The sequence below is a fragment of the Ruegeria sp. AB5 genome, assembly GCF_056542645.1.
In genome coordinates this window covers 82,116-96,973 of record NZ_JBQGAE010000001.1, presented here as the reverse complement: position 1 = coordinate 96,973, position 14,858 = coordinate 82,116, and the positions used below count along the sequence as shown (strand labels likewise).

18 protein-coding genes are annotated in these 14,858 nt (G+C 56.5%); 7 read left to right on the top strand and 11 right to left on the bottom strand.

Annotated elements, in window-relative coordinates; genetic code table 11:
* The first annotated feature begins 41 nt into the window (after window positions 1–41).
* Window positions 42–674 (top strand): leucyl/phenylalanyl-tRNA--protein transferase, encoded by a 633-nt coding sequence (gene aat, locus ACR0L4_RS00505; RefSeq protein ID WP_480509764.1) that lies wholly within the window; start codon window positions 42–44, stop codon window positions 672–674.
* On the opposite strand, the gene ACR0L4_RS00500 is transcribed toward aat, so the two are convergent.
* The 6 genes from ACR0L4_RS00500 to ACR0L4_RS00475 all read right to left on the bottom strand — a co-directional run bounded on the left by ACR0L4_RS00500 (window position 629) and on the right by ACR0L4_RS00475 (window position 4,521).
* Window positions 629–997: a DUF2155 domain-containing protein gene (locus tag ACR0L4_RS00500; protein WP_480509762.1), complete on the bottom strand. Its 369-nt coding sequence runs from the start codon at window positions 995–997 to the stop codon at window positions 629–631. The genes aat and ACR0L4_RS00500 overlap by 46 nt on opposite strands.
* Complete coding sequence (gene mlaD, locus ACR0L4_RS00495; protein ID WP_170753108.1) at window positions 994–1,446, bottom strand: outer membrane lipid asymmetry maintenance protein MlaD; 453 nt, start codon at window positions 1,444–1,446, stop codon at window positions 994–996. The genes ACR0L4_RS00500 and mlaD overlap by 4 nt, the downstream gene beginning before the upstream one ends.
* Window positions 1,447–1,458: 12 nt before the next feature.
* Window positions 1,459–1,842, bottom strand: a complete 384-nt coding sequence (locus ACR0L4_RS00490) for an NADH:ubiquinone oxidoreductase subunit NDUFA12 (RefSeq protein ID WP_170753110.1) — start codon at window positions 1,840–1,842, stop codon at window positions 1,459–1,461.
* Between the two features lie 79 nt (window positions 1,843–1,921).
* Window positions 1,922–2,287 carry a RidA family protein gene (locus ACR0L4_RS00485; protein WP_480509759.1) on the bottom strand — a complete coding sequence of 122 codons (366 nt, stop codon included), beginning with the start codon at window positions 2,285–2,287 and terminating at the stop codon, window positions 1,922–1,924.
* Between the two features lie 198 nt (window positions 2,288–2,485).
* Window positions 2,486–3,754 (bottom strand): ATP-dependent Clp protease ATP-binding subunit ClpX, encoded by a 1,269-nt coding sequence (clpX, locus tag ACR0L4_RS00480; RefSeq protein WP_170753114.1) that lies wholly within the window; start codon window positions 3,752–3,754, stop codon window positions 2,486–2,488.
* A gap of 134 nt (window positions 3,755–3,888) precedes the next feature.
* On the bottom strand, window positions 3,889–4,521 hold the full coding sequence (locus ACR0L4_RS00475; RefSeq protein ID WP_170662077.1) for an ATP-dependent Clp protease proteolytic subunit: 633 nt from the start codon (window positions 4,519–4,521) through the stop codon (window positions 3,889–3,891).
* A 326-nt stretch (window positions 4,522–4,847) separates the two neighbouring features.
* On the opposite strand from ACR0L4_RS00475, the gene ACR0L4_RS00470 reads away from it, so the two are divergent.
* On the top strand, window positions 4,848–5,192 hold the full coding sequence (locus tag ACR0L4_RS00470) for a metalloregulator ArsR/SmtB family transcription factor (protein WP_170753116.1): 345 nt from the start codon (window positions 4,848–4,850) through the stop codon (window positions 5,190–5,192).
* Between the two features lie 112 nt (window positions 5,193–5,304).
* Complete coding sequence (locus tag ACR0L4_RS00465) at window positions 5,305–5,442, top strand: entericidin A/B family lipoprotein (protein WP_170753118.1); 138 nt, start codon at window positions 5,305–5,307, stop codon at window positions 5,440–5,442.
* A 1,110-nt stretch (window positions 5,443–6,552) separates the two neighbouring features.
* Here the strand turns inward: ACR0L4_RS00465 and ACR0L4_RS00460 are convergent.
* Window positions 6,553–7,005 carry a hypothetical protein gene (locus tag ACR0L4_RS00460; RefSeq protein WP_480509756.1) on the bottom strand — a complete coding sequence of 151 codons (453 nt, stop codon included), beginning with the start codon at window positions 7,003–7,005 and terminating at the stop codon, window positions 6,553–6,555.
* Window positions 7,006–7,362: 357 nt separating this feature from the next.
* Window positions 7,363–7,542, bottom strand: coding sequence for a CTP synthetase (locus ACR0L4_RS00455; RefSeq protein ID WP_170753120.1), 180 nt, complete (start codon window positions 7,540–7,542; stop codon window positions 7,363–7,365).
* A 479-nt stretch (window positions 7,543–8,021) separates the two neighbouring features.
* On the opposite strand from ACR0L4_RS00455, the gene ACR0L4_RS00450 reads away from it, so the two are divergent.
* Window positions 8,022–9,053, top strand: a complete 1,032-nt coding sequence (locus ACR0L4_RS00450; RefSeq protein ID WP_480509754.1) for a hypothetical protein — start codon at window positions 8,022–8,024, stop codon at window positions 9,051–9,053.
* Between the two features lie 58 nt (window positions 9,054–9,111).
* Here ACR0L4_RS00450 and lepA read toward each other — a convergent pair whose 3' ends face one another.
* Window positions 9,112–10,911, bottom strand: a complete 1,800-nt coding sequence (gene lepA, locus ACR0L4_RS00445; protein WP_480509752.1) for a translation elongation factor 4 — start codon at window positions 10,909–10,911, stop codon at window positions 9,112–9,114.
* A gap of 151 nt (window positions 10,912–11,062) precedes the next feature.
* Window positions 11,063–12,109, bottom strand: a complete 1,047-nt coding sequence (locus ACR0L4_RS00440) for a hypothetical protein (protein ID WP_170753126.1) — start codon at window positions 12,107–12,109, stop codon at window positions 11,063–11,065.
* A 193-nt stretch (window positions 12,110–12,302) separates the two neighbouring features.
* Between ACR0L4_RS00440 and ACR0L4_RS00435 the strand changes: the two genes are divergently transcribed.
* Together ACR0L4_RS00435 and ACR0L4_RS00430 are read left to right on the top strand one after the other, a co-directional pair.
* Window positions 12,303–12,614 (top strand): hypothetical protein, encoded by a 312-nt coding sequence (locus tag ACR0L4_RS00435; RefSeq protein WP_480509751.1) that lies wholly within the window; start codon window positions 12,303–12,305, stop codon window positions 12,612–12,614.
* Between the two features lie 73 nt (window positions 12,615–12,687).
* Complete coding sequence (locus ACR0L4_RS00430) at window positions 12,688–13,641, top strand: LysR family transcriptional regulator (RefSeq protein WP_170753130.1); 954 nt, start codon at window positions 12,688–12,690, stop codon at window positions 13,639–13,641.
* Here the strand turns inward: ACR0L4_RS00430 and ACR0L4_RS00425 are convergent.
* The gene (locus ACR0L4_RS00425; protein WP_170753132.1) at window positions 13,638–14,081 is read right to left on the bottom strand and encodes a low molecular weight protein-tyrosine-phosphatase; all 444 of its coding nucleotides are present in this window, start codon (window positions 14,079–14,081) and stop codon (window positions 13,638–13,640) included. The two genes, ACR0L4_RS00430 and ACR0L4_RS00425, sit on opposite strands and share 4 nt — an antisense overlap.
* 28 nt (window positions 14,082–14,109) lie before the next feature.
* Here ACR0L4_RS00425 and ACR0L4_RS00420 point away from each other — a divergent pair, with 28 nt between their 5' ends.
* Window positions 14,110–14,802, top strand: coding sequence for an NAD-dependent deacylase (locus tag ACR0L4_RS00420; RefSeq protein ID WP_480509750.1), 693 nt, complete (start codon window positions 14,110–14,112; stop codon window positions 14,800–14,802).
* The last annotated feature ends 56 nt before the right edge of the window (window positions 14,803–14,858 follow it).

The window sequence follows — 14,858 nt, the reverse complement described above, 5'->3', positions numbered from 1 at the left end:
GGGCCGGTTGGCTTTTGCCCCCCGGCCCTTGGGTGTTTCGCATGAGCCTGTCCCCTGAGCTTTTGTTGCATGGCTATTCCATCGGCATCTTTCCGATGGCCGAGCACCGTGATGACCCCGAATTGTTCTGGGTGGACCCCAAATTCCGGGGTGTCTTTCCGCTGGATGGCTTTCATATCTCGCGCAGTCTCGCGCGACGACTCCGGAAATGCGGGTTCTCGGTCTCGATTGATCAAAACTTCGCCGGCGTCGTCGATGGTTGCGCCGACCGCGCCGACACCTGGATCAACGCTGAACTAAGCGACCTGTACCAACAGCTGCACCGCGCGGGCCACGCGCACTCTCTTGAAGTGTGGGAGGGCGAGCAGCTTGTCGGCGGAGTCTACGGTGTGGTTCTAGGGGCCGCATTCTTTGGGGAAAGCATGTTCTCGCGCCGCTCGGACGCGTCGAAGATTGCGCTTGCCTATCTGATGGATCGGCTTCGGCAAACCGGGTTTCAGCTGTTCGATACGCAGTTCCTGACGGGCCATCTGGCCTCGCTCGGGGCGATTGAAATCCCCCGCAGTGACTATCGGAAAATCTTGGACGACGCGATCAACGCCAGTGCGGATTTCACGGCGCCGCTGGCTCAGTCCGCGGACGGCGTGATACAGCGGATCACCCAAACGTCGTAACGCGCATGATCCAAGGCGTTCAACGCCGGAGAGGTCGCGATCATCCAGCCGTCAAACAGCTGATCGGCCTTACCCTGTTCCCAGACGGTCAGGAAAGCAAACGCATCCCCGGTTGGGTTGTCCACCGGATAGCGGCAATCCCCCAACGCGACATCCAAGCCAAAGACGGCCTGTGTTTCACCGGCTTTCAGTTCAACATCCACAGTCTGACCGTTCACCTTGTCCAAACCGCGCAACATCGCCCCGGGTCCAGACTGGACCTTTTGTTGCGCCGACGCGGATGTGGCCATCAATGCCAGTGCAACTGTCAGCGCGCGTATCATTCGCCGCCGTCTCCGGCCACGAACTTAACCAGCAACGAGATCAGACTGACCGCGCCCTGCGTATCTTCGATCTGATCGCCGGGCTCAAAGTAGAACGGAGACCCACCTGGCATCACCTCAACAAAGTTTCCACCCAGCAAACCTTCTGAGGAAATCACGACCGCGCTGTCATCCGGGACCAGAACACCATCCGCGACCGAAAAGGTGGTGTCGGCGCGATAGGTGTCAGAATTCAGAGTTACATCCGTGACGGTGCCGATCTTGACACCCGCAAGGCGCACGTCAGTTCCCACGCTCACACCTTCCAGCGATCGGAAAGACGCACCCAGTTCATAGCCGGCTCTGCTCTGGGACAGGCCGGTGGACTGGCTGGCATAAACACCAAATGCGACGGCGCAGGCCAGGACGGCACCGCCGACAAATACTTCGGTCCAGTTGTGGGTCGACATTGCTCGCCTCTTCTATTCCGGGCTCCAGGCCTCGTAGTCCTTGCGCTCGACCGGCTCTGCCCGACGCAGAGATCCTGCTGGCGTATACGCGAGGGCAGTGCCTGTCAGGTTCTCCTGATGCGGTTTCTCCCAGGACTTGTGTTTGAGCGGCCGGTCCGTCGGTGGCTCATCCCAGGTGCGATGCAGCCAACCATGCCACTCGGGATCAACCCGGCTGGCCTCTGCCTCGCCGTTGAAAATCACCCAGCGTTTGCTGTCATCCGCATTGCGATAGAAGACGTTGCCTTCATCGTCCTCTCCCACTTTTACACCATTGCGCGCCGTGAAGATTTGCGTGTTCAGGGTTGCCCCGTTCCACCAGGTAACAGCCCGCAAAAGAGTGTTTAGGATACCCATTATCCGCCTCCGGCAATTCGGTCCTGCAATGATATGGACCAAAGGCGCGCCAAGGTCCAGTGCCACCCGTGTGACTGCGTCACTCCGGCAAAAAGGCGGTGACTTCAATCTCGATCCGGTATTTCGGATCAATCAGCCCACATTCGATCATCGTCGCAGCCGGAGGATTCGCCCCGAAGGTTTCGGACAGAATGGGCCAGCAGTGTTCGAACTCTGCCCGGTCCGGCAACATGTAGGTAACTCGGACAACATCTTCAAAAGTTGCGCCTGCTTCAACCAAGGCTTTTTCGATGATTGTCAGAGCCGACTTGCATTGCTCGACCACGGTTTCGCCCTGCCCAACCGTACCGGCCACATGAACCCAACCGCCAGCGACCACGGCGCGGCAATAACCGACCGTGGCTTCGAATTCACCGCCTGAAGAAAGTCGTTTGATTGCGGTCAAACCCCAAACCTCCACACCAACTCTTTGAAAAGCCTTTTGGATTCCAGCGAGGCTCTGCCTCGCGCTCCGGGATACTTAGGGCCAGATGAAGTTTTGGATCCCTGTATCATCTGGCCAACAACACCCAAGGGATATGCGGCTTGCCATTGTTGAGGCAAAATCCGCTTCACCCAAGGGCTGTGGTGATCTTGGTATCCGCTATCCAGCTGACGCCGATTCCGGAGCTGCGTCTGCATAGATAATGAGCGGTTGCTTGTCGGAAGACACGGCCTCTTCGTTCACAACAACTTCGGTCACGTTCTTCATGCCTGGCAACTCGAACATCGTATCCAGAAGGATGTCTTCCAGGATGGAACGCAACCCGCGCGCGCCGGTTTTGCGCTCGATCGCTTTCTTCGCTATCGACTTCAACGCGTCGTCGGTGAAAGCCAGCTCTGCATCCTCCAGTTCGAACAGGCGTTGGTATTGCTTGACCAAGGCGTTCTTGGGCTTTGTCAGGATTGTGACCAGGGCATCCTCGTCCAGATCTTCCAGCGTTGCCAGGACCGGCAGGCGGCCGACAAATTCCGGGATCAGACCGAATTTCAGCAGGTCTTCGGGCTCCAGTTCCTTGAAAATCTCACCCACGCCACGGTCATCATTGTCGCGTACATCAGCACCAAAGCCCATAGCCGAGCCTTTGCCGCGCTGCGCGATAATCTTGTCGAGGCCCGCAAATGCGCCACCGCAGATAAACAGAATGTTGGTTGTATCAACCTGCAGGAACTCCTGTTGGGGATGCTTGCGACCCCCTTGCGGCGGAACGCTTGCGACAGTGCCTTCCATCAGCTTGAGCAGCGCCTGCTGCACCCCTTCGCCCGACACGTCACGGGTGATCGAGGGGTTTTCGGATTTGCGCGTGATCTTGTCGACTTCGTCAATATAGACGATACCGCGCTGTGCGCGTTCGACATTGTACTCACTGGACTGAAGCAGCTTGAGGATAATGTTCTCGACATCCTCGCCCACATAACCGGCTTCGGTCAGTGTGGTTGCGTCCGCCATAGTGAACGGAACGTCCAAAATCCGTGCCAGCGTTTGCGCCAACAGAGTTTTACCGCAACCGGTCGGGCCGATCAGCAGGATATTGGATTTGGCCAGCTCAATGTCGCTGCCCGCTTTCTGAGCATGATTGAGACGTTTGTAGTGGTTGTGCACGGCAACCGAAAGCACACGCTTGGCCGTGGCCTGCCCGATCACATAGTCGTCCAAAACCTCGCAGATATCCTTGGGCGTCGGCACGCCATCCGAGGATTTCAGCCCGCTGGCTTTGGTTTCCTCGCGGATGATATCCATGCACAGCTCGACGCACTCATCGCAGATGAAAACGGTCGGGCCCGCGATCAGCTTGCGCACCTCATGCTGGCTTTTTCCACAAAAGCTACAGTAGAGCGTGTTTTTGCCGTCACCGCCTGAATTCGTCGCCATGATTTACCTTTCGGGCTTCGTCCATGCACCCCATCTGACAGGGCGCGCTTGCGCATGTTCGTGCAGCTTAGGCCAGCGCTCTGGCGGCTACAATCTCAAAATGACCCCCGCGCACGGGGCGCGGGGTCTGTGTCCTAGGCCTCTTCCGTATCCATCTTGGCACGGTTTTCGACGATCTCGTCAATATGTCCCCAATCCTTGGCTTCTTCGGGGCTCATGAAATTGTCACGATCCAGAGCCTTTTCAACCGCCTTCTTGGTCTGCCCTGTATGACGCACATAGATGTCATACAAACGATCTTTCAGTTTTTGCGTCTCAGCGGCATGGATCATGATATCGCTCGCCTGGCCCTGATAGCCGCCACTGGGTTGGTGGACCATGATGCGGCTGTTGGGCAGTGAAAAGCGCATGCCTGTCTCACCACCGGCCAGCAGAACCGACCCCATCGACGCAGCCTGACCGATCACCAATGTGGAACATTTCGGCTTTATGTACTGCATTGTGTCGTAAATCGACAAACCGCTGGTGACGACACCACCGGGCGAGTTGATGTAGATCGAGATTTCCTTGTTCGGGTTTTCCGCCTCAAGGTGCAGCAATTGGGCCACGATCAGATGGCTCATCCCGTCGTGGATTGGGCCGTTGATAAAAATGATCCGCTCTTTGAGCAGGCGCGAGAAGATGTCATAAGCGCGTTCACCCCGGCTGGTCTGCTCAACGACCATGGGCACGAGCGTATTCATATAGGTATCTACTGGATCGAACATTCGGAACCTGCCTGCTTTGCTATGGATCGGGACGATATCCCAACAAGAGTTACCCGAGTCTTAGTGTCGCCACCGGGGGGCTGCAAGGGGGGCCGATCAGAACGGTGATCTATTGTGGTCACACGCTTCACACGAATGTAGCGCCATTTGATTTCCGGTCTTCTGGAAATCGGGGTTGCCGGCCAGCGCTGTGCATCTCTCATCACAGTATTTTGATTCATGCATATGGAAAGAAATGCGCAAAACATGTAACGAAACGGCCTGACTTGATGGCAGCCACAATGATGGACACAACACCCGATCAACGGGTTTGCAAGGAAGATAAAATGACTCTCCCCCAGTTGAACCGAGACATGTCGCCGGACGAGTTTGATCGCATGGTGGAAAATGCCGCCCGCGCGTCGAACTTTCTAAAGGCCATCAGTCACGAAGGGCGACTGATGATCTTGTGCCATTTGGTGTCCGGCGAGAAATCGGTAACTGAGCTGGAAGAACTTCTGTCCGCGCGCCAGGCCGCCGTATCACAACAGCTGTCGCGTCTTCGGCTGGAAGGTCTGGTCACGCCGCGCCGGGAAGGCAAAGCAATCTACTACCGTCTGGCAGACGACCGCCCGCGCCGAATGCTGGAAGTTGTGTATGAGCTTTTTTGCAGCAACGATGACACGAAATAGACCGGGTGATTTCCCAACGTTACGCAGATGCCGCGTGTCCCATGTCTTAGGTACTGGCCCGCCCACCAGGATAATGCTACCGAAAGGCAGATCGAGCATTAAGGAGAAAAGCATGATCCGCGCAATTCTTGTCGGCCTGAGCCTGTTTGCCCTGACCGCCTGTGAAACAGCCAAAGGCGCCGGTAAAGACATCGAAAAAGCAGGCGACGCTATCCAGAGCGCAGCCACCGATGTGCAGGAAAACATCTGATCCGCACCTGCATTTTGCGGCCTTTGACGCACATGCCGCAATATATAGTTGATGTACCCTGCGGGATGCGCTAGTGTGCCGCTACAGGTGCATAGACGCGGCATTGCATCATCTGACGTAAATACGGGGCTCTTTTGCACATGCGAAAGAGCCCCGCTCCCTTTCGGAAGAGGGGTGCGTGGTAGCCTGAATGAAACTGGCAAGGGAAAAGGCGTCAGGTGCGCAGACGCGGTCTTTGCATGCGCCCTTGCGGGCAACCCCTGACGCCTTACCCGGACGACGCAGCCCGAAGACCACCTCGATCCAGTTGCCCCGGCCCCCGAAAGGACCACGGCTGCCGCTTTGAACCCGAAGGCCGCCGCGACGCACAAAGACCGTTAAAGCAACCGATCCTTCAACCCAAGGCCCGAGGGCCCAAGAGTGACGTATCGTCTACCGGTAAGCCTTTGCAAAAGAATAACAATCCTAAGATCGTCTTTCCCCGCTCAGACCCCCTTGGCCTTTGCATCCCGCCGTCTGTTCCGAGGAACGCCAGCGGTGTCGTCACTGTTACATTCCGCCTGAAACCGGGCAAGAAAATAGCACTGCAGCATGAAAATCAGACGGGGATAAGTTGTTGATATCTGCCGGGAGAGCGCTGTGGATAAATCGGGATTTCCTGAAAATTGCGCAGGGTTAATATCGGAAAACTCCAGAAAGCAGAATTTTAGCGGAAAACCCGGGAATGCTGCAGGTGCAAAGGTCGCCCACGGTGAGTTTCGGGCCGTTGGGACAAAAAATTCGACGCTCGGACCCCAAAGCACACGAATCGCACAAATCAGGGACGACGCAAAATACACTGCATTCTCACCTGGGCCTGCACGCATTTGGCGCGGTCTGTCCTCCAAGCGAAAATCCGCACTCGGGGACATCATCCGTATCAGAAACCACGCATTCTTGCCCGGCGGTCCGCTGACGGTGAGAGGGCCGCATGTCCCACCTCCTCCTGTGCAAAGGAGGTGGGATCGACTTGAGAAGCGTTCCGACCCGGCCGGGTTACCTACTACTCTGCCGCTTGAACAATCGTGCGACAGGACGTACCCCCTACAGTCCGCCCGAGCCGGAAACGCTTCAGTTCACCTGACGTTCCAGAACGGTGCTGTAGGTCGTCCCGCGACGCAGGCTACGGAAATCCGCGTAAATCTTGCCATCCTGATACCGGGCATCGATCAGGGCATTCACACCGATCTCGGGATTGGCCGAGCTTTCGACGATGCTGATGCGGGTCGGGTCATCGACACTGATGGTTCCGGTGGCATCCATGACGCGCCATCCCTGGGCCGCATTCGGACGCCACTTGCTGGGCCCCCAGAACACGTTGTCTTTCTGCTTCTGGATGTCCAGCACCCACTCGGCACTGTTGAAACGCGGCGCATCGCCGGTTGTGGTCCTGTTCGGGCCAACGGTGGTGTAGCTGCCCGTCCACGTGCCGCGCAAATCCGGTGTGGTATCGGCCAATGCCGCAGTTCCAAGAGTAAGGCTCGTGGCCAGAGCGGCTGCTCCGGCAGTCATGTATCTGGTCATGGGTTATCCTCCTGAATGCGACCCTTTGGAGTTCAAAAGCGAACACCGTTGCTGTGGGATACAGATTGGAAGAGCCCCGACGGCTTACAAGCTTTCTAAACAAGGCTTAATGATTGCTTCACACACGGATCAGCCCCGACCGATTGCGTCGCGACGATCAGAAGATCAAGGCCAACGCCCGGTGCCTTCTGCCAGACCGCCGTTGAAATCGCAGCAATCGTAGCCTGACCCGAGGGCGAGGATCGGGGGCACGCACGACCGCAACTGGGCCTCGTGTTGACGTCCCCGTCAGGGGCACCTCAGCAGGACAGTGGGATCGGCGCAGAACAGCGGGGCACAAGCGTCCCCGCCCGGCCCTTAGCTCGAGATCTTGCGCGCCACCAGATACGAGGCCGGGAACGCCGCCACGAATCCGACGCCCGCGGCGATCAGGATTGGGGTCAACGTCGTATACCCCATCGACAGAACCGCAATCACAGCGGACCCGGCAAGGGTAGAGCCAAGGAAGATATGCACGATCAACATCAGGGGAAGCATGGGGGCCTCATATCAGGGACTCAGTTTCGTCTGACGCTAGGGTCAAAGGCCGGGTAAGTCTTTGATCTGGGTCAGAGTGAGCGACGTCTTGGAATTCGTCCAGTGGAGTGAGAAAGCTCCCCGTAAACCATCCGGGGGATGGTTTCGCTTTCGAACGGGCGGAGCCCCGGGGCGCAAACGCGCCGCCCGATTTGCGGAGGCAAACCTACGGTTTGACGGGGCGGGTCGTCGCGGCCCGACGGTGCCGCCGGGCGGAAGGGTTGAGTTTAACGAAGATCGCAAAAGCTCTAACGACCTTACGCAGCAATATATGGTTGCCGCTGACAATCGTCCTACCATGAGCAGTAGATGCCCATACGATTGTTATTGACAACGCGGCGCATTTAGTCTTACATTGATACTTAGGAAGCGAAGTAGACGGCAAGGAACAAACAGAGAAAGGTTGATTTGTTCGCCATTTAGACTCGGAAAGTTCCAATTTGGATAATACGGCCCGTAGCTACCAAAACGACCTCAGGCTTTTCACTCTACGTGAAAAGCCCACTCTTGCTGAAATCCAAGAATTTAGAGAGCATGTCCGTGCCACCGGCAGTCCAGAGACATTTCCAAGGATCACTACCACCGAGGCAACCCAGCTTGACGACGCGATGATCCTGACAGAGTTTCAGGTCAATCGAAAGAAGCGGCCAGAACTGGATGAAGCACCTTGTCCGATTTGCAGCCCTCGATCACCCAAATTTCTTGCGGGGTATCTTGTTTGGTTCCCTAGCGAAAAGTGCATACGGGCCATCGGTAAGGAATGTGGCAAACGGATCTATGATCGATGGGATAGGGAAGTCCGAGCTTTCAAAGACCGTCAGAGACAGGAAGCGAGGATCAAGTATCTCGAGGAAAACTTCCACAAAGTTCCCGAAATTCTTGAGAAACTCTTGTTAGCGCACGAACAATCCGTGAGACACCGTGACATATGGCTTGAGTTTCGACGTAAATGTCCTGAAATCGCACAAGCCCTTCGAGGCGAAATGTCAAATGGTTATTTGTCTGTTGCACGAAAGCGCAACATCCGCTCAGGGGTTGCGACAGTGTCCTCATCGGGAGTATCCGATCATTATGAAGAGAAAATTGGCTCTGTGTCAGGGCATACTGCAGTAAAGAGCACCTTTAGGCATCCGAGAGATTGCGAAAAAGAGATACAGGCTTTTTCCGTGGCCAACTTTGGGAGTGACAAGAGTGCCACCTTCCTCAAAATTCAACAAATGTCTCTAAAGGAACACAAATCTCTAGAGAAAATCATTAAACAAGCTAAGAAAAGACTGCAGAAAACTATCGATGCCAATAACGATTTCATTGCGTTTTTTGAGTATGAGAACATTCAAACGATTGATCGATGGGCAGCTAATGAAAATGCGACCCTAAACTTTGAGATTTCGCTCAACAGCAGCCTTAGCCGGTTGAAAGTTTCAAGCCCCAAACACGGTACCGAATTCATTAACTTGGCGGGCCTTCAATGAACCCTCTCCCCAAAAAGAGAAGAGAGATTGCAACCAACCTTCGCAATACAGCCAGCCGCTAGCTGTCCATTTTTAAGGCGCTAATAAACGCCTCCTGCGGGATATCCACCTTCCCGAACTGACGCATCTTTTTCTTACCCGCCTTCTGCTTGTCCAGCAGTTTGCGTTTCCGCGTGGCGTCGCCTCCGTAGCATTTGGCGGTCACGTCTTTACGCAGCGCCGAGAGGGTCTCGCGGGCGATGACCTTGCCTCCGATGGCGGCCTGGATCGGGATTTTGAACATGTGGCGCGGGATCAGGTCCTTGAGCTTTTCGCACATCGCCCGGCCCCGCATCTCGGCCCGGTCGCGGTGAACCATGGTTGACAGCGCATCGACGGGCTCGTCATTCACCAGCACCGACATCTTAACCAGATTATCCTCGGTATAGCCGGTCATCTGGTAGTCGAACGAGGCATAGCCCTTGGTCACTGATTTCAGGCGATCGTAGAAGTCAAAGACAACCTCGTTCAGCGGCAGGTCATAGACGACCATGGCGCGGCTGCCCGCATAGGTCAGGTCCATCTGGATGCCACGGCGGTCCTGGCACAGTTTCAGCACGTCGCCCAGGAATTCGTCCGGCACCAGGATGGTCGCCTTGATGCGCGGTTCCTCGATATGGTCGACCTTTGACGGGTCGGGCATATCGGCGGGGTTGTGCAGCTCGATCATTTCGCCGTCTTTCATGTAGACGTGATAGATCACAGACGGCGCGGTGGTGATCAGCTCGATATCATATTCGCGTTCGATGCGGTCGCGGATAACCTCAAGGTGCAACAGGCCAAGGAAGCCGCAGCGGAAGCCAAAGCCGAGTGCTGCCGAGGTTTCCATCTCAAAGCTGAAGCTGGCGTCGTTCAGCGCCAGTTTGTCGATCGCATCGCGCAGGTCTTCGAATTCGGAACTGTCGACGGGGAAGAGGCCACAGAACACCACCGGCTGCGCGGGTTTAAAGCCCGTCAGCGCCTCTTCGGTGCCGTTGCGGTCATTGGTGATCGTGTCGCCGACGCGGGTGTCGCGGACCTGTTTGATCGAGGCGGTCAGAAAGCCGATCTCACCGGGGCCGAGGCTGTCGACCATCTCCATTTCGGGCCGGAAGACGCCGACGCGGTCCACATGGTGCAGGGTGTTGTTCGACATGAACTTGACCCGCATCCCCTTTTTCAGCGTGCCGTCCATGATGCGGACCAGAACGATGACACCGAGATAGGCGTCGTACCAGCTGTCCACCAGCATCGCCTTGAGCGGCGCGTCCAGAGTGCCTTGGGGCGCGGGCAGATGGGTGACGATGGCTTCCAGCGTTTCGTGGATGCCCTGCCCCGTCTTGGCGCTGACCTGGATGGCCTCGGAGGCGTCGATCCCGATCACATCCTCGATCTGTTCGGCGACGCGGTCACAGTCGGACGCGGGCAGGTCGATCTTGTTCAGCACCGGCACGATTTCGTGGTCGGCATCGATGGCTTGATACACGTTCGCCAGCGTCTGCGCCTCGACCCCTTGTGTCGAGTCCACAACCAGCAGCGAGCCTTCGACCGCGCGCATCGACCGGCTGACCTCATAGGCAAAGTCCACGTGGCCGGGGGTGTCGATCAGGTTCAGCACGTATTGCTCGCCATTATCGGCGGTATAGTCGATGCGAACCGTGTTGGCCTTGATGGTGATGCCACGCTCGCGCTCGATATCCATGCTGTCGAGCAGCTGTTCCTTCATGTCGCGATCCTTGACCGTTCCGGTCTCTTGAATGAGCCGGTCAGCAAGGGTGGATTTGCCATGGTCGATATGCGCGACGATGGAGAAATTGCGGATATGAGCGAGGTCTGTCATGGGTTGGGGATATGCGTCGGAAATGGGCTGTGGTCAATGGTCGGTCGTCAAAGGATTCACTATAGTTCGACTGCTTATTTGAGATATGATACGGAGCCTGAGTAGTGAACTTCGCAAGGACCGAATAGGTATTTGCGTAAAGCTTACGTGTTCAATCCGAACCAATCCGCTTTGTTCCAACTCCGAAACCGTGACCAGCCTGAGACTCGATGACGGCCTCGACAACACATGCGTTAGCTGGTTGTAAGGTTTTCCAATCCAAATGCTGCATATCAGGGATCAGCCTCATCATATCTCCCTCCATCCTTCGGCTGTTCCAATAAACCTCATTGGAAATCACGCGCTCTAACGGGCTCCTTAACGGCAAATTCCCATTGTAGTATAAGAATGAAGCACCAAGAGTGGTACAATCATTAACTTCGTTTGCGCACTTCTCAGTACAAAACTTACGCACCGGGGCCCAATTTGAAACATCAGCACTTAGTTTAGACGTTTTCCTAAAGAGGTCTTTGTTTTCCGACAATTCAAACGGTCCGGGTGCAATCCAAGCTAGTTCAGAAGTGCGAAAACGATTATCTGCCAAGAGCTGCGAAGCTACGCGGTGATGTCCTGCGTAGGGGTATCGGTTCTTGTTAGCGACTTGATACTTTGCCCAAATCAACAAGGGCGTTGCCTCTTCTGGCAATTCGCCTTCTAATCCCTGTAAGGCATCAATCACCTCATCCGCTCTACCTTCGGTAAGCAAGAATTCAGTTACAAGTAACGCAGCTAATGGCTCGCCTAGTTCTACGAGTGCCGCAATCGCAGGCACTCGTTGTCCCATTTCCTTAGATTGCATCAATGCAACCGCCAGAGGTTCCGCTTCCGATGCTTCAACCAACCAAGATTGACCGGACAGCCCTTTTGGCTTTCGAAATAGCGCAATCCGTTCTTTACGCGGTAGATCGACGGATACGTGCTTGTGCATGTTTCCTCTAAGTGCGATGCTCGCCAGAAGGATTTGAGCCGCTGGATTCCCATTTTGCGCCTGCTCAGAGAGGCTTCGCAACGCGACCAGATCTTCGCCATCCAACCAAGCTTGAACCGTTTCCTTGAATTCCGGCGCGTCTTCGCCTTGCAAAGGGGGCACTTCCGACAAGGCCGCAATTGGAGAAAACCAAACTACAGCTGACACAAATAGATTTTTGATCGAAATCACTGCCCTATCCCTTGTATACGCCGATCTAATTCGCTTGCGGCGCATCCCGACGCGCGGCTTTTGTCCCGGTCAAATCAACGCCGTTTGATCTGACTGTCAAAACAATTGATCCCAAATCCACTTTGATTCATACTTCCGCGGAGACCGAGAGGGGCATAAGACCCGTCCGGGCAGGCAAACACGAGGCATGAGCATGAAACAGTTCCTCCTAATCGCACTCTGCGCCACGTCGATCACGGCAGTGGCGCCTCAGGCCGTTGAGGCCTCGCAGATCAAGCGAGCGTGTCTGGCATCTGATCGGGCGGCGGCAACCCGGCAAAGGTGCAGATGTATTCAGGGCGTGGCCAATGACACGCTGACAAATGGCGACCAGAGAACCGTCGCCAAGTGGTTCTCCGACCCGCATCAGGCGCAGGAGTTGAAGATGTCGAAAACCGCGCGCGATGATGCGTTGTGGGATCGATATCAGAACTTTGGTCAGCTGGCTCAGGCAATCTGTCGCTGATCCGACGCACCATCTGAACGCTTGACCTGACCTCGGCTGCGCCGCAGAAAAGGCGCAACAAGAGGGGTTTTGCATGGTGATGAAAGGGCTGACGCTGCGCGGGCTCGAAGTGTTCGAGGCACTGGCGCGGACAGGCTCGGTGGCGCAGGCCGCCGAGATCACGGGACTCAGCCAGCCGTCGGTCAGTCAACAGTTGCGCAATCTGGAAAAGGCGATAGGCACAGATCTGGTCGATCACGGGCGGCGACCCATGCGACTGACACAGGCCGGGCGCAGCTTTCTGGCGCGGGCCGAGGCGGTTCTGGCCGAACTGCAAATGGCCCAGAGCGAGTTGACCGTAATGGATCTGGGGCATCTCACCACGCTCGCAATCGGGTTGATCGACGATTTTGACAATGACCTGACGCCGCGATTGGCGACCCTGTTGGCTGACAGCCTGACGCGGTCGAAATTCAAGCTGATCACGCTGCCCAGTCTGGACCTGTTTGCCGAGTTGGAAGCCCAGCGCCTGCATATGGCGGTTTCCGCCCATAGCGGCGAGGTGCTGGAAGGGGTGGTCGAATACCCTCTGGTTCAGGACCCGTTCATTCTGGTGGCCCCAAGCAGCGTTGGTGATGCGGACGAGGCCGTAGAAAAGCTGCCGTTCCTGCGCTATGCGCGCGAACAGCTGATCAGCCGCCAGATCGAATCTCACGTCGCCCGGCAACAGATGGAGTTCGAGGAACGGTTCGAGATTGGCTCGCATCTGGCGCTGATGGCGATGGTCGCACGCGGTCTGGGTTGGGCAATCACCACGCCTTTGGGCTATATGCGCGCGGCGCGGTTTCATGACGATCTAAAGGCCCATCCCTGCCCCTTCGGTGCGTTTTCACGGACGATCTCGCTGTTCACCCGGACTGATTGGTCGGATCAGGTCCCGCAGGAGGTCGCGGGCATGATGCGTCGGCTGATGCAAAGCCAGATGATCGATCCTGCCACGGCAAAGCTGCCTTGGCTGAGCGGACAGTTCAAGATCATGGATACCTAACGATCCAAATGGTCGACCAGGCCCTGGACGGCGGTTTCGATCAGGTCGAGGGCTCCGTCAAAGTCTCGTGTGTAATAGGGGTCGGGCACGTGATCCGCGTCGGATCCAGACACAAAATCCGTCAACAGACGCACAGGGGTTTGGTTTCCGGGCGGACGCAGGGCCTCGATGTTTTTGATGTTCTCGGCATCCATTCCCAGAATCAGATCAAAACGGTCAAAATCCTCGGCCGAGAATTGTCGCGCCCGCAGATCGCCAAGATCGAAGTTGCGTGCTTTGGCAGCCTTTTGCATCGGGCCGTATGGCGGGTTGCCTGCATGCCAACCCATGGTGCCCGCACTATCTGCGCCGTGATGCGGTGCCTGCGCGCGAAAAACGCCCTCGGCGGCGGGTGAGCGACAGATATTGCCCAGGCAAACAAACAGGATACGGTGCGTCATGGGCCAATGTGTAACGCGCGAGGGGCAAATGGAAAAGATCGTCATTCTGACCGGGGCCGGAATTTCCGCCGAAAGCGGGCTTGGCACATTCCGCGACGAAGGGGGCCTTTGGGCGCAACACCGGATCGAGGATGTCGCGACGCCGGAAGGCTTCGCGCGTGATCCCGCCTTGGTACAGGGGTTCTACAATGCGCGCCGTGCACAGGCCGCCACTGTTCAGCCGAACGCAGCGCACCAGGCATTGGCCAACCTGCAGCGGGACTGGTCCGGAGAAGTCGTGATCGTCACACAAAACGTTGATGGGCTGCACGAGGCCGGAGGCGCCAGGCATGTGATCCATATGCACGGCACTTTGTCTGGCGCGCTTTGTGCGTCTTGCGGTCACCGCTGGACTGCCCCGCTCGAAATGGCCGTCGGAGAACCCTGTCCGTTGTGCCTCGCCCCCACCGCGCGACCCGATGTGGTCTGGTTTGGCGAGATGCCCTATCACATGGACGAGATTTTCGATCACCTTGCCACAGCATCAATCTTTGCCGCGATCGGCACCTCTGGCCAGGTCTACCCGGCGGCCGCCTTTGTGCATGAGGCACAGGCGGCTGGTGCGCAAACCATAGAAATCAATCTTGAGCAAACGAACGGTGGTTTTGATGACCGCCTGCTGGGCAACGCGACCGAAACCGTGCCACTATGGGTCAACCGACTTCTGCAAATGCAATCATAAAAGGGCAGACAGCGCACGAATTCTGCGCCCCTATAGACCGATTGGTTACCAAAACA